Genomic DNA, 13710 nt, shown 5'->3' with positions numbered 1-13710 from the left:
GGAAGGGACGAATGGGTGACTGGTGCCGCAACCAAGGTTCTGACACTGTTCGAGGAATTGGTGGGGATCGAACTCCCAATCCAGGTGCGCTGTTGGGACGGTTCCCAAGCCGGCCCTCCCGACGCAGCGGCCCGGGTCTTTTTCCGGAACCGACGCGCGCTGCGGAGGGTTCTCTATTCGCCGAACGAATTGGGTTTGGCGCGGGCGTACGTCTCCGGAGACTTGGACGTCGACGGAGACATCTTTGCGCTGCTGGATGTTCCGGATCTTGTTTCGCGGATTGGTGAGCATCGCCTGGCCGGGATGTCGGCACGCACGATTGCCCGGTCGGTGGTGACTTTTGTCGGCTTGGGCGCGGTCGGGCTTCCGCCGTCGCCGCCCGAGATCGAGATGCGCTCCAAACGGGGAAAGCGCCACAGCAAGTCTCGTGATTCGGCGACTGTCTCTCACCACTATGACGTCGGAAATCGTTTCTACGAGCTGTTTCTCGGACCGAGCATGGTCTATTCGTGCGGGTACTGGCCGGACGGCACTGTGTCACTCGAGGACGCGCAGCGAGAGAAACTTGATCTGATCTGCCGGAAGCTGGATTTGAAGCCGGGAATGCGCCTGCTCGACGTCGGGTGTGGGTGGGGATCGATGGCACTGCATGCGGCGCAGAATTACGGCGTCGACGTTGTCGGTGTTTCGCTCAGCCGCGAACAGGTGGAGTACGCCAAGGCTCGGGTAGCGGACGCGGGATTGACCGAACATATCGAGGTTCGGGTGCAGGATTACCGCGACGTGGATGACGGCCCGTACGACGCTATTTCGAGCATCGGTATGTCGGAACACGTGGGTTTGGCGAACCTGCCGGTCTATGCGGCACACCTGCACGGGTTGCTGAAGCCGGAGGGACGCTTTCTCAATCACGCCATTGCTTCGGTGAAGTCGTTGCCGGACAAGGTTGTCGGCGCTCCTGGTTTCATCGACAGATACATCTTCCCGGACGGTGAGATCCTTCCGTTGAGTAAAACGGTTGACGCTCTGGAGCGTTCAGGATTCGAGACTCGGGACAGTGATGCGCTGCGCGAACACTATGCGCTGACACTGCGTGCGTGGGTGGCGAATCTGCGGGAGAACTGGGACGCTGCTGTTGCCGAGGTCGGCGACGCGCGGGTCCGTACGTGGTTGTTGTACCTTGCGGCCAGCGCTCTCGGCTTCGAGGAGGCGCATCGACTGACCATTCATCAAGTGCTGGCGGTGAAACCCGGTGAACGAGGATCAAGTGGCATGCCGCGATCGCGGCGCAACTGGTATCGCTGAGCCGGATCGCGGGCGCGTTCGATGCGTCGATGGTTGACTGAGCGGGTGAACGAGCCATTGCAGGATTTGCCGATTCCGGGAAACCAGAGCGGCTTGGGTGCCGGGCCCGCACTGCGAGTCACCGCGGGACTGGTGCTCGGCATTGTCGCGGGAATTGTCATGTGGATAGTGGGCTTTCCGCGGTTCTCCTTTCTGATCGGCTGGAATGTGGCGGCGCTGGTGTTCACGGTCTGGACGTGGATCCTGGTGTGGCCGTTCGACGCTGTGACGACGGCCAGTCACGCGACTCGTGAGGAACCGGCACGCAATGTCGCACACCTTCTCGTTCTCGCTGCAGCGGTGGCCAGCCTGGTCGGTATCGCGCTCCTGCTTGTTGCCTCACCTGACGGCCGTCGATACCAAGTTGTCGCCGCGTCGGTTGCGGTTGTCAGCGTTGTCATTTCGTGGATAGCTGTGCACACGCTGTTCGCTCTGGGATACGCCCGGTTGTACTACACAGGTCCGGACGGTGGGATCGACTTCAATCAGGAAGAACCGCCGCGGTACAGCGATTTTGCCTATGTCGCCTATACCGTGGGTATGAGCTTCGCGATCTCGGACACCAATTTGCAGTCGTCGGACATGCGGGCAATGGCGCTCGGCCACGCGTTGCTGTCTTATCTGTTCGGCTCGGTCATCGTCGCGTCGGTAGTCAATTTGATCGCCGGATTATGAGCTGCCACCGGTAAGTCAGGCCGCGGCGCGGCCGATGCTCGACAGGAAGCCTGCCGCCCCGAAGAACAGTCCGGCAAAAACACGGTTGGTGATTCTCTGCTGTTTCGGTGACCGCATGAGCCGCAGGACCCGAGCCGCAAGTCCGGTGTATCCGGTCATCACGACGACATCGACCGCGCACATGGTCGCCGCGATGATCAGGTACTGCGGTACCAGTGGCGCGTTCGGATCGAGGAACTGCGGAAGAACTGCGAGCATGAACACCACGGCTTTGGGATTGCTGGCATTTACCAGGAACCCACGCACCATCATCATCGGACCGGAGCGCCGCGCGGCTTCGGAGTCGGTGGTTATCTCGCTGGGAGCGGACCGCCACTGCCGCACTCCGAGATACACCAGGTAGGCGACGCCCAGCCATTTGATGATCGAGAACGCCGCCGTCGAGTTGGCGAGGATCGCGCCGACGCCGGCCGCGACGATTCCGATCTGCAGGAGAAGTCCCAGTTGCAATCCGAGAATGTTCCAGTAGCCGCGACGGAGTCCGACGGCCAGACCGGAGGACATCGAGGCGATTGCCCCGGCGCCGGGGGACAGACTGATCACCCAGCTTGCGCCGAAGAATGCCAACCAGACGTGCCAACTCATACTTTTGCCTTTCGGCTGGGAAGGTATGCGGCCCGTGATGGTGACGGGACTCCGAAGAAGTGTAGTTGTACGTGTTGGTGGGTTCGGAGTGGTACCGACCGTTCCGGCACGGTACATTCGTTCTTGTTGTCTGAATATTTGCCAGGCGGGGGATCGGCGTGATGAATTTTGGCGGTGACGCAGGGCCGCGTTCGTTGATTCGTAATCAGATCGAGGTTTCCGAAACCCGTATGCGTTACGGGATCGCCGTGCTGGTTCCCGTTTTTGCTCTTGTCGGGGTGTGTGCTGCGTTTTCCGATGAAGGTCAGAACAATGCGTTCCGGAGAATTGTTGCGGTGCTGGTCCTCGTCAGTACTCTTCCGGCAGCGTATCTGGTCAGTCGAATTCGATTCGGCATCATCTGGTGGAACCGGGATATGGGGCATCATTCCGTTCCACGGGCGAGCACGTACTTCGTTCTCTATGCAGATTTGGGTGTGACCGTAGTACTGGCGACGTTCGCCAATCACGAATTGGCGCTGTACGGGACAGCTCTGTTTGCGGTGATCAGTGTGTACGTGGCGCATTTTGTCCGGTGGGCAGAGACCGTGGTGCACATGGTCTTCACGAGTTGTGTGATCGCCGTTTTTGCCGTTCTCACGTGGCGTCAGGGATACCACGATATTGCGGGAATTCTTGCGAGGGCGGCAACGTCGGTGATCGCTGTCAATGCGACGCTTGTCCTACTCAGGTCGTTCTCGGCGGGCATGCTGACGTCGTACCGCACTCAATTTGCGAATGCCAATCGTGATCCGTTGACCGGACTCCTCAACCGGCGAGGCTTCGAATTGTGGATGCAGATTGCGGAAGAGCGTGGGCCTGGTCGATCCGGCGTGCTACTGCTCGACATCGACAACTTCAAGGCGGTCAACGACGGGTCCGGTCACGACGGCGGTGACACGGTGTTGCGGTTGCTTTCGCGCAGACTCGAACGAGTCGTCGGGGTGGACGCGGCAGTAGCTCGAACAGGTGGCGATGAGTTTGCTATCGCGGTGCGCGGCGATATAGCAGGGCTCACCCGACTTGCAGAAGCGATTCGGGGGGAGGTCGCCGTGCGTTCCGACGACGTTCCGATCACGGTCAGTATCGGTGTTGCACAACTCGCGTCGGGCGCGCACGGGAAACTGACGGGGCAGGAACAGATCAAGGAGGCTTTGTCTCGTGCAGACAAAGCGATGTACGAGGCGAAGTCGGACGGTCGCAACCGCGTCGTGGCTGATGTGTCAGCGCAGTAGTCCACACTGAGCCACATTTCCAGCGCCGCTCGTCCCGTCGATGCGATGATCGATTGATGAGTGAATTTCCGGTTCTGGACCTGACGCCCGACGAATTGTTGACGACAACGCGCACGGTACGAAAGCGCTTGGACCTGACAAGGCCCGTTCCTCTGGATCTGATCAAGGAATGCCTGGAGATCGCGTTGCAAGCTCCGTCGGGATCGAACCGCCAGGGATGGCAATGGGTGGTGGTGACCGACCCCGAACTGCGTCGACAGATCGGCGACATTTACAAAGACGTCACGGAGAGCTATTTGGCGTCGCAGGGGGCTCCGGCGCAGTTGTTCAGTGACGATCCGGATCGGGCTGCAGTCCAAGCGCGTGTCGGAAGTAGTGCCGAGTGGCTCGGCCAACACATGGGTGAAGTTCCGGTGCTGATGATTCCGTGCATCAAGGCGGAGCGGACCTTGCCTGCCGGTAATCAGGCGGGACTCTGGGGATCGTTACTTCCCGCGGCGTGGAGTTACGCATTGGCGGCGCGCGCCCGCGGATTGGGAACGGCGTGGACAACACTGCACCTTGCGCGCGAAGCCGAAGTCGCAGAAATCCTGGGAATCCCGGCGGGCTTCCACCAGGGCGCGCTGGTACCCACCGCGTACTTCACGGGAGAGACCTTCAAACCGGCGGCACGCGAGCCGATCGACAACATTCTGCACCTTGACCGATGGTGAACCTCGAGTACTCGGCGATCTGCTCGCTCGACGGCTATGTCGCCGACGAGGAGGGGAACTTCGACTGGGCAATGCCGGACGCCGAGGTACACGGCTTTGCCAACAACCTCGAACGCGACGTGGGCACGCAGCTGTACGGGCGCCGGATGTACGAGATCATGGCGGCGTGGGAAACGATGGCGGATCCCGACCCGATTGCCGAAGACTTCGCTCGGATCTGGCGCCGAGCGGACAAAGTTGTGTACTCGACGACGCTGGCGGAGCCGTCGACTCAGCGAACCCGTATCGAGCGGACCTTTGACTCCGAAGCCGTGCGGGCGATGAAAGCAAGGGCGACGCAGGATATTTCGATCGGTGGTCCCACACTGGCAGCTCATGCGCTGGCCGCCGGTCTGGTCGACGAGATTCACCTGTTCCTTTGCCCCGTGATCGTCGGTAGCGGACTGCGCGCATTGTCTGCCGACGTTCATGTCGACCTCGAACTGATGGAGCAGAAGGCGTTTCGGAGCGGAGTTGTCTATCTGCGATACAGAGTGAGGTAGGGACTGAGTCAGGACAGCGATACGGGCATGATATCTGCCACGATGACGTGAATGAGGCCGTCGCGAATCTCGAATGTCTCCCGGATCTCGACCGTCATCAAGCGTGTGTCGGCAACGCCGGCGTCGAGGAGATAGACGGCGGTCACGACGTCCCCCTCTTCGGTCATTCGAAGATCACGCACGGACTGAATCACGGTGTACTGCACACCGTGATCGAGGTCGGCGCTCAACTGAGGGCCCGAGAACCCGGTTTGGATGCCTGCTTCGACGCGCGTGGCGTCCGGCGCGAAGTGCACGTCGGTGACGTCGTGAGAGACCAACGCGTCGATGTAGGCCCGGGCTTCTGCCTCACGGGGTGAGTCCGGTGCGGCTTGGGCAAGTGAAGCACCGGTAAAAATCATTGCTGCAGAGATGGCTGCAGTGGCGACGGTCTTTCCGAACGTGGACATGAGTTCCTATCGCGTGGTGTTGGTGCAACTGAGTGGGGGATCGACAAGCGAGCAGAATGCGGGCGCTTTCACGGGTACGTATTCCGGCCCGACGCCGTTGTTTTCGATGATGTTCCGGTACGTCTCCACGCCGTCGGTGGGGGTACGGGTGAGGGTGGGATCGGTCAGGACGTCGACGGTGTACAGACCGAAACGTGGCCGGTACGAACCCCATTCGTAGTTGTCGGTGATGGACCAGTAGTTGTATCCGATAACGTCGGCGCCGTCCTCGCGGGCGCGTTCCATCCAATAGACGTGGTCGCTCAGATGAATCGAGCGCGTGTACCCGTCGAGGCGAGGATTTCCGTTGTCCGTGGGCATTCCGTTCTCGACGATGTAGAGGGGGAGTGCCGGGTACTTGCGCGAATAGCGCATCAGTGCGTCGTACAAACCCTCGGGCTGTGGTGTGACGTTGTAGAACTCGTCGATCGCGGCGTAGGCCGCGGTCGGGTTGTCCAGTGCCACACCGTAGTAGTAGTCGATACCGAGGAAATCGAGCTTGTCGTTGACCCGATCGGTGAACACGGAGTCGATTGCCTCCGAGACACCCGGAATGAACGCGAAGTTGCTGCTGACACGAGCGCCCGGGTCGAGGACGTGGATGCGGTCGTAGATCGATCGGTGCACCCGAACCAATGCGTCGAACATCGAGGGTGCCTGGGGGAGAGTGATTCCGCCGTACGTCAACTCACGCTGCACGTACACCGTCGGTTCGTTGATCGTGATCCACAATGCGCCGACCCCCGAATATCGCGTGACCACCTTCTCGGCGTTGGTCAGCCAGTCGGCTTCGGTTTTCGGGTTTGTCCACCCACCTTGATCGACGACCCAACCCGGATATACCCAGTGATCGAGAGTGATCATCGGCGTCATTCCGCGGGCCAGGATATGCGCGACGACATCGTCGTAGTATCCGAATTCGGTCTCGTTCCACGTTCCGGGTGAGGGTTGCACCCGCGCCCATTCGACGCCGAAGCGGAACACTCGCGCGCCCAGATCTGCCGCGCGGTCGATGTCCTCGGTGAAGCGGTGCCGAAAGTCGACCGAGTCGCCGATGGCGTCGTGGGTGCGACCCGATGCGGAGTACCTCGACCAGTTGCTGTCTGGGGAGGAACCCTCCGACTGAAAACCGGAAGTGGCAACGCCCCACAGGAACTCCTCCGACGGGGTTTCCGATGCCTGCGCCGGCGATGCCGCCGCCCCGATCACGAGGGCGAGTAGGGCGGCGGCAATCGACCGTGACGTGACTCCCATGATGGGAGGTTAGGTCATACAGGTGTCCAGAAAGGTGGCTTTTGCAGGATCAGAATTCAATCGTCATCGGACCGGGAGTCCACATACCTGAACGTTGCACGCGGGATTCGTCGAGTTCCGCGGGTACCGCCGCGGGATCCAGTCGAGTGTATTTCTCGATCGAACCCCAGTCGCGATCCCAGTCGTTGTCGAGATACGACGGTATGGTCTGCGCACTGACGAGGAGATCGATCCACCCGAGCGGACCACCACCGAAGTGGTCCTGCCACGCTGTGGTCACGAGTGCGCCGCTGTGATCGGGCAGGATGCGGTACTCGGGAACCTCGGCAACGCCGACGCGATGATCGAACGGCCGTTGGCACGGGAAGGCCAGACCCACAGCCCAATCCAACATCACGGGAGCGTCGGAACCGACAACGTCCTGCAGTTTCTGTGTTTGCGGTACACGCGGCGGAGTAACCGCTACCCATTGATCGTCCTTGCTGTCGAGATCGCTGACAACAAGACGAATGGTGTTGGCTTCCACAGGAATCTGGTCGAGAGGAACGCGAAGGTTGCGCCACGACGGCGACGGGCCGATGTCGAGAGGTGCGATTCGGCCACCGATTTCGACGTCATCGGCACCTCGCGCGGTGCCGTATTCGACCTCGACGTTCTGCCCGTACGTGACGATGCCGTCGGTGTCGACGGATCGGACGCGTCCGGCTGCGGCGATGGAAATGATGTCGCCGCGGGTGCCGCTGTCGCTGAGGTCGGGAAGTTGGTACCACCCACTGGTCAGGGTGCCCGGTGCGGCTTGGCCGTAGCTGCCCATCACCGGAGTTGTGGCGGGATCGAGGCCGAACGGCAACGCGACCGAACTGCCGTTGACGCCGGTCACTCCAGCGCCACCACCGGTTCCGGCGGAGTTTCCGGCCGTGGTCTCGTCGCTGTCGACAGTGTTGGCACCACCGGTGGCGGTCGCTTCCTCGTCGGCGCTGAGGTCGCCGGCAACACCGTTCGGATCAAATCCGGTGGCGCCGCCGGCTGAAAGTGCGGTTGCGATGTCGCCGGACAACGGAGCCAGCATCGATGCGTTCGGATCTGTTTCGAGCAGGACGTCGTTGGCTAGTCCACAGGGTTGTCCGAGCACCGCGTCGACGTTCGCGCGACCCACCGAATAGGCCGGGTACTGGCTGATCACGCCCTTGGACATCGAGAGAACTTCGAAGAGAACCATGGCACCGGCCGCGACGGTCAGCGGTGAGATGGCCAGCAGGCGAGCCTGACGCGGCGACATTTCCTTGCCGACGGTGTACGGCTCACGGAAGAAGAACCACGCGGCGACCCCGAGCATCAGCACGGTCAGCCCGAGTAGAACGGTGCTCGCGCCGAGCCCACTGATCGATACGGGTTTGTCCCACCAGGGAACGCTGTAGCTCGAGACGTAGTAGTAGCTGTTGCTGCCGGTGAACGCCACTGCGAGCAGGAACAGCACGCCTGCGGCGAACAGCGCGCGATTGCGCGGGGAACGCAGAAGGGTGGTTCCGACCGCAACTGCCGTCATCATTGCGAGAATTGCTGTCAGCCCCGCGAAGATCCCGAAGTGGTGAGTCCACTTGGTGGGCGAGAACATCAGCAGCGGCAGCGCGCCGATGGTGAGACCGACAATTCGCCGCGGCGGGCCGGCGGCCAATCCGGGGATGCGGCCGCCTTTGCGGAGCATCATCGCGGTGCAGACTCCAAGGCACAGGAACATGACAAACACGCCGAAGCGCCGTGTCAGTGATCCGTCGACGGAGATGTTCAGCAGGTACTGGTAGCGCAGATATTCGTCGAACCACGGGGCGTTCGGTGAGATCGAGTGAACGCGCTGCATTTCGATGACGGCGGCCAGGCTCTGATCGCCGAAGGCGGGGATGAGAATCGACAGTCCTGCAGCAAGAAGCGGTCCGACGGCAGCGAGGTAACCGGTGGTCCGAGCGCGTTCGACGATGATGCCGATGACGGGACGGATGCCGGCGATCAGCGCGGCGAAGCAGATCAGCCCGGACGGACCTGCCGTCAACGTGAACCCGGCAATCAGAATTGCGACGGCAACCGGCAGGAGTCGACGTGTCGCGATGGCGCGTTCGATCGAGCACCACGTCAGGAGAACGCCGAGTGCAACAATCGGTTCGGGGCGCAATCCGTTGTTGAACGGGAGCCAGAATGCGAGAAAAACGAGCGCGCCGGTCCAGAGAGCAAGACGGTTTCCGCGGATTGCTGCGCCGAGGCGCGGGGCGACCTCACGACTGATGACAAGCCACGCGACGACGCCGGCCACCAGTGCCGGTAGCCGGACCCACGGGCTTGCCGGACTGATGTGCGCGAGTAGTCCGAGGATGTTGTAGTAGGGAGTTCCGAACGGTGTTTCCGGGACGGCGAACCAGCGGAAGTAGTTCGACATGTACCCGGATTGCTCAGCTGCCCTGGCCATCGTGAACTGGTAGCCGTCGTCAGTTGTCGTGGCTCCGATGAAGTGCCACAGCACCAATGTTCCGATGACAACACCGTCGACGCGGGTGAATTTCCACCACCTCGTCGGCAGAAATTTGCGGCTGTGACGGCCGTCGAGATTGTCGAGGCGGTGCAACGCGACGAGCGAGATGATCGCGGTCAGCGCACCGAGAATCATGGCGAGCGTTTTGATCGTCGACGGGCTCGACGTGAATCGGGAGTCGGAGACTATCGAGACGTCCAATCCGGCGGCAGCGGTGTTCAGGTCGCTGAACACGCCGACAACTTGCGGCCGGTGGTCACCATCGAGAATCCGTGGCTCTGACCCGGTGACGGAGACCGTCGTCCGGGTGGGCTCGGCGAGCACCGTCAGCGCGCAACCGCCGGGGAGTTCGTCAAGCGGTCCCGAGAACACAACCTCGTCCCGCAGGATCGCGTCGACGCGTGCGGGTGCGTCTGCCGATGCGGGCGACACCGTAGCGACAAACCCGTAGCGACGCGCATCGGCGGCGCTTGCGGGCGCGGTAGATACGAGGGTTCCACCCGTTGCTGCCAGCTCGTTTATCGACGCGCACGGAATGGAGGCCTCGAACCGCTGCGGTGTGTACGAGACGAGGGGGGATTCGACGCTGGTCGTCGAACCGGCCTGTGGCCAGTTGATGCCGGCCGTGTCCTGCTGGATAGGCAGGAACGGTATGGAAACACACGCGAGGATTCCGAGAATGGAGGCAACGATTGCCACCATCCTTGCGTGCGACTGCCGTGCGGCGCGCTGCGGAATCGGCGGGTTGGGAGGTGCGGCCACGGCCACGTCACTGTCTGTCACGACTTTCGACCCTAGCGGTGCGTGACGCGTTTGTTATAAACACAGCGACCTTCGAAATGTCGGATGTGGAATTTGCCTAATCCCGCGACGCCGATCGACCGTGACCGCCGCCACTGGCGGCGATGGCGGGTGGTCGCTGAGCGCCGCAGGTGGACCGGTGCTTAACAGGGTGCGACTATCCTGAATAATTGACGTCAGTTCTGTGTTCTCTCCGCGAGACACAGGTCCCCCGTTTGCGTACGAGAGGAACTCTCATGCTTGCCCGCACCGACCTGCGTGGTCGTACCCCATCCACGGCCGAACTTCGTGCCGCGCTTCCGCGAGGTGGAGTGGATGTGGATGCGGTGCTGCATCAGGTTCGCCCGATGGTCGAGGCCGTTCGCGATCGCGGCGCAGAAGCTGCTCTCGAGTTCGGCGAGAAGTTCGACGGCGTTCGTCCCGGGTCGGTTCGTGTGCCCGCAGCTGAGCTCGAGCGCGCACTTCGTGAACTCGACCCGGCAGTCAAGGAAGCCCTCGAGGTTGCGATCGAGCGCACTCGCAAGGTGCACGCCGATCAGCGTCGCAAGGACACCGTCACCGAGGTCGTTCCGGGTGGCACGGTCACCGAGCGTTGGGTTCCGGTCGAGCGTGTTGGTCTCTATGTTCCCGGCGGCAATGCCGTGTATCCGTCGAGCGTTGTCATGAACGTCGTCCCGGCTCAGACCGCCGGCGTCGGATCGTTGGTTGTCGCTTCGCCGCCCCAAGCTGACTTCGGCGGATTGCCGCACCCCACCATTCTTGCCGCAGCAGCCATGCTCGGCGTCGACGAGGTGTGGGCCGTCGGCGGCGGGCAGGGCGTCGCCCTCCTGACCTACGGCGGAACCGACACCGATGGAACCGAGCTTGTCCCGGTCGACCTCATCACCGGTCCCGGCAACATCTACGTCACTGCGGCCAAGCGTCTGTGCCGCGGACTGGTCGGCATCGACGCAGAAGCCGGTCCCACCGAGATCGCGATCCTCGCCGACCACACCGCTGACCCGGTCCACGTTGCCGCCGACCTCATCAGCCAGGCCGAGCACGACGTGATGGCCGCCAGCGTCCTTGTCACGACCAGCGTTGAATTGGCCGACGCGGTCGACAAGGCTCTGGCCGCGCAACTCGAGATCACCAAGCACCGCGAGCGCGTCACCACCGCCCTCACCGGAAGCCAGTCCGGAACCGTTCTGGTCTCGGACGTCGCAGCCGGTCTCCGCGTAGTCAACGCCTACGCGGCCGAGCACCTCGAGATCCAGACCGAAGACGCCACCGGTGTCGCAGCTCAGGTCACCAGCGCCGGAGCGGTTTTTGTCGGTCCGTGGGCGCCGGTCAGCCTCGGCGACTACTGCGCCGGCTCAAACCACGTGCTGCCGACGGCCGGCTGTGCGCGTCACTCGTCCGGACTGAGTGTGCAGACCTTCCTGCGCGGCATCCACGTGATCGACTACTCCGAATCGGCATTGAAAGATGTTGCCGGACATGTCATCACACTGGCCAATGCGGAAGACCTGCCGGCTCACGGTGAGGCTGTGCGTCTGCGGTTCGAGGCTCTGCGATGAGTGCCGCTCCCGGAGCGTCGATTTCGGTCGACGCGCTCCCGATTCGTGAGAACCTGCGCGGTAAGTCCGCGTACGGCGCTCCGCAGTTGACGGTTCCCGTACAGCTCAACACCAATGAGAACCCGCATCCGCCGACGCAGGCGCTCATCGATGACGTCGCCGAATCCGTGCGTGAAGCGGCCAAGGAACTGCACCGTTACCCCGACCGCGACGCTGTGGCGCTGCGGACGGATCTTGCTGCGTATCTGTCGAAGCAGACGGGTGTACCGGTCACCGTCGACAACCTGTGGGCGGCCAACGGATCGAATGAAATCCTGCAGCAACTACTCCAGGCCTTTGCCGGTCCTGGACGCAGCGCGATGGGATTTGTGCCCTCGTACTCGATGCACCCGATCATCGCGGACGGCACCGATACCGAGTGGGTCGAGGTCTTCCGTCGGGATGACTTCGCATTGGACGTGGATGCTGCCGTCACCGTGATCGCGGAACGTCGACCGGATGTCGTGTTCGTGACCAGTCCCAACAACCCGACCGGCCACAGTGTCGGCATCGCGGAACTGCGACGCATCCTCGAGGTGGCGCCGGGCATCGTGATCGTCGACGAGGCTTACGCCGAGTTCTCCGCCGCCCCCAGCGCGATGACGCTCATCCACGAGTTCCCCACCAAGATCGTGGTCACGCGCACGATGAGCAAGGCGTTTGCGTTTGCCGGTGGCCGACTCGGCTATCTGGCTGCCGCCCCCGCGTTCATCGATGCATTGTTGTTGGTGCGCTTGCCGTATCACCTCTCGGTGGTCACACAGGCTGCCGCGCGCGCTGCGCTGCGTCACGCCGACGAGACCCTCGCCAGCGTTCACGCATTGTCAGCCGAGCGTGATCGGGTATCGAAGGCATTGGCGGACACCGGTTTCCGAGTGATTCCCAGTGACGCGAACTTCATCTTGTTCGGTCAATTCACCGACAGTGCGCAGGCGTGGCAGGCCTACCTCGATCGAGGTGTCCTCATTCGCGACATCGGCATCCCCGGATATCTGCGGGCGACGGTCGGACTCGAAGCCGAGAACGACGCGTTCATCAAAGCCAGTGACGAGATCGCCGGTACAGAACTCATCAACGCAGGAGAAACGGCATGAGCGATCGCATTGCGCGGATCGAACGAACGACGCGAGAATCCAGCATCGTCGTCGAATTGAACCTGGACGGGACCGGCATTGTCGACGTTTCCACCGGCGTTCCGTTCTTCGACCACATGCTCACCGCGTTGGGTACGCACGCCAGCTTCGACTTGAGTGTTCAGGCGAAAGGTGACGTCGAAATCGACGCTCACCATACCGTCGAGGACACCGCCATTGTTCTCGGTCAGGCGTTGGGTCAGGCATTGGGGGACAAGAAGGGTATTCGCCGATTCGGTGATTCCTTCATCCCGATGGACGAAACCCTCGCGCACGCGTCCGTCGACGTGTCCGGCCGTCCGTACTGCGTGCATACCGGGGAACCGGATTACATGGTGCATTCCGTCATCGGCGGGTACCCCGGCGTTCCGTACCACGCGGTGATCAACCGCCACGTTTTCGAGTCGATCGCGCTCAATGCTCGTATCGCCCTGCATGTTCGGGTTCTGTACGGACGCGATCAGCACCACATCACGGAGGCCGAGTTCAAGGCTGTTGCTCGCGCTCTGCGTGAGGCCGTCGAGCCGGATCCGCGCGTGAGCGGCGTGCCTTCGACGAAGGGAACTCTGTGAGCGTCCTCTTTACCTATCTGTTGTTCATCGGCGCGGGAATCGCTGTGGGCGGGGCCTACTCGATGTTCAAGGTGAACAAATTGGCGTCGGGAATCCTTCTGGCACTGGCAATTCTTGCAGCGGTAGCCGGCGCGCTGCGCATCTGATGGT

At 62.1% G+C, this 13710-nt stretch carries 13 protein-coding genes; 9 read left to right on the top strand and 4 right to left on the bottom strand.

Features of this window, described 5'->3' with window-relative positions; translation table 11 throughout:
• Nucleotides 1–15 precede the first annotated feature (15 nt).
• Both KYT97_RS05960 and KYT97_RS05955 read left to right on the top strand, forming a co-directional pair.
• Nucleotides 16–1305 carry an SAM-dependent methyltransferase gene (locus KYT97_RS05960; protein ID WP_033230924.1) on the top strand — a complete coding sequence of 430 codons (1290 nt, stop codon included), beginning with the start codon at nt 16–18 and terminating at the stop codon, nt 1303–1305.
• 21 nt (nt 1306–1326) lie between these two features.
• Complete coding sequence (locus KYT97_RS05955) at nt 1327–2019, top strand: DUF1345 domain-containing protein (protein ID WP_267951774.1); 693 nt, start codon at nt 1327–1329, stop codon at nt 2017–2019.
• A gap of 15 nt (nt 2020–2034) precedes the next feature.
• Here KYT97_RS05955 and KYT97_RS05950 read toward each other — a convergent pair whose 3' ends face one another.
• Nucleotides 2035–2664 (bottom strand): LysE family transporter, encoded by a 630-nt coding sequence (locus KYT97_RS05950; RefSeq protein WP_033230922.1) that lies wholly within the window; start codon nt 2662–2664, stop codon nt 2035–2037.
• Nucleotides 2665–2825: 161 nt separating this feature from the next.
• On the opposite strand from KYT97_RS05950, the gene KYT97_RS05945 reads away from it, so the two are divergent.
• The 3 genes from KYT97_RS05945 to KYT97_RS05935 are packed head-to-tail and all read left to right on the top strand — an operon-like array spanning nt 2826 to nt 5193.
• The gene (locus tag KYT97_RS05945) at nt 2826–3938 is read left to right on the top strand and encodes a GGDEF domain-containing protein (protein ID WP_219111918.1); all 1113 of its coding nucleotides are present in this window, start codon (nt 2826–2828) and stop codon (nt 3936–3938) included.
• Between the two features lie 56 nt (nt 3939–3994).
• Nucleotides 3995–4651: a nitroreductase family protein gene (locus tag KYT97_RS05940; protein WP_033230921.1), complete on the top strand. Its 657-nt coding sequence runs from the start codon at nt 3995–3997 to the stop codon at nt 4649–4651.
• A complete protein-coding gene (locus KYT97_RS05935) occupies nt 4645–5193 on the top strand; it encodes a dihydrofolate reductase family protein (RefSeq protein WP_033230920.1) in 549 nt (182 codons plus the stop codon). Before KYT97_RS05940 ends, KYT97_RS05935 begins: the two co-directional genes overlap by 7 nt.
• Before the next feature lie 8 nt (nt 5194–5201).
• Here KYT97_RS05935 and KYT97_RS05930 read toward each other — a convergent pair whose 3' ends face one another.
• The 3 genes from KYT97_RS05930 to KYT97_RS05920 are packed head-to-tail and all read right to left on the bottom strand — an operon-like array spanning nt 5202 to nt 10158.
• Entirely contained in the window at nt 5202–5642 is a 441-nt protein-coding gene (locus tag KYT97_RS05930; RefSeq protein WP_033230919.1) for a DUF8021 domain-containing protein, read from the bottom strand.
• Between the two features lie 6 nt (nt 5643–5648).
• Entirely contained in the window at nt 5649–6935 is a 1287-nt protein-coding gene (locus KYT97_RS05925; protein WP_219111917.1) for a glycoside hydrolase family 1 protein, read from the bottom strand.
• Nucleotides 6936–6984: 49 nt separating this feature from the next.
• Nucleotides 6985–10158: an arabinosyltransferase domain-containing protein gene (locus KYT97_RS05920; protein ID WP_245006146.1), complete on the bottom strand. Its 3174-nt coding sequence runs from the start codon at nt 10156–10158 to the stop codon at nt 6985–6987.
• 335 nt (nt 10159–10493) lie between these two features.
• Between KYT97_RS05920 and hisD the strand changes: the two genes are divergently transcribed.
• The 4 genes from hisD to KYT97_RS05900 are packed head-to-tail and all read left to right on the top strand — an operon-like array spanning nt 10494 to nt 13706.
• On the top strand, nt 10494–11816 hold the full coding sequence (gene hisD / locus KYT97_RS05915) for a histidinol dehydrogenase (protein ID WP_033230917.1): 1323 nt from the start codon (nt 10494–10496) through the stop codon (nt 11814–11816).
• On the top strand, nt 11813–12949 hold the full coding sequence (locus KYT97_RS05910) for a histidinol-phosphate transaminase (protein WP_219111916.1): 1137 nt from the start codon (nt 11813–11815) through the stop codon (nt 12947–12949). The genes hisD and KYT97_RS05910 overlap by 4 nt, the downstream gene beginning before the upstream one ends.
• Nucleotides 12946–13560, top strand: a complete 615-nt coding sequence (gene hisB, locus KYT97_RS05905) for an imidazoleglycerol-phosphate dehydratase HisB (protein WP_033230915.1) — start codon at nt 12946–12948, stop codon at nt 13558–13560. Before KYT97_RS05910 ends, hisB begins: the two co-directional genes overlap by 4 nt.
• The gene (locus tag KYT97_RS05900) at nt 13557–13706 is read left to right on the top strand and encodes a hypothetical protein (RefSeq protein WP_033230914.1); all 150 of its coding nucleotides are present in this window, start codon (nt 13557–13559) and stop codon (nt 13704–13706) included. Before hisB ends, KYT97_RS05900 begins: the two co-directional genes overlap by 4 nt.
• Nucleotides 13707–13710 lie beyond the last annotated feature (4 nt).

This window comes from Rhodococcus globerulus (assembly GCF_019334125.1).
GTDB classification, from domain to species: Bacteria; Actinomycetota; Actinomycetes; order Mycobacteriales; family Mycobacteriaceae; genus Rhodococcus_F; species Rhodococcus_F globerula.
The sequence above is the reverse complement of the archived record's forward strand: the minus strand, read 5'-3'. Positions and strand labels throughout refer to the sequence as shown.

Coding starts and splice junctions, on each gene's coding strand:
- KYT97_RS05955 (WP_267951774.1), top strand. CDS start 1,327: ATGCGTCGATGGTTGACTGAGCGGGTGAACGAGCCATTGCAGGATTTG.
- KYT97_RS05950 (WP_033230922.1), bottom strand. CDS start 2,664: ATGAGTTGGCACGTCTGGTTGGCATTCTTCGGCGCAAGCTGGGTGATC.
- KYT97_RS05945 (WP_219111918.1), top strand. CDS start 2,826: ATGAATTTTGGCGGTGACGCAGGGCCGCGTTCGTTGATTCGTAATCAG.
- KYT97_RS05940 (WP_033230921.1), top strand. CDS start 3,995: ATGAGTGAATTTCCGGTTCTGGACCTGACGCCCGACGAATTGTTGACG.
- KYT97_RS05935 (WP_033230920.1), top strand. CDS start 4,645: ATGGTGAACCTCGAGTACTCGGCGATCTGCTCGCTCGACGGCTATGTC.
- KYT97_RS05930 (WP_033230919.1), bottom strand. CDS start 5,642: ATGTCCACGTTCGGAAAGACCGTCGCCACTGCAGCCATCTCTGCAGCA.
- KYT97_RS05925 (WP_219111917.1), bottom strand. CDS start 6,935: ATGGGAGTCACGTCACGGTCGATTGCCGCCGCCCTACTCGCCCTCGTG.
- KYT97_RS05920 (WP_245006146.1), bottom strand. CDS start 10,158: ATGGTGGCAATCGTTGCCTCCATTCTCGGAATCCTCGCGTGTGTTTCC.
- hisD (WP_033230917.1), top strand. CDS start 10,494: ATGCTTGCCCGCACCGACCTGCGTGGTCGTACCCCATCCACGGCCGAA.
- KYT97_RS05910 (WP_219111916.1), top strand. CDS start 11,813: ATGAGTGCCGCTCCCGGAGCGTCGATTTCGGTCGACGCGCTCCCGATT.
- hisB (WP_033230915.1), top strand. CDS start 12,946: ATGAGCGATCGCATTGCGCGGATCGAACGAACGACGCGAGAATCCAGC.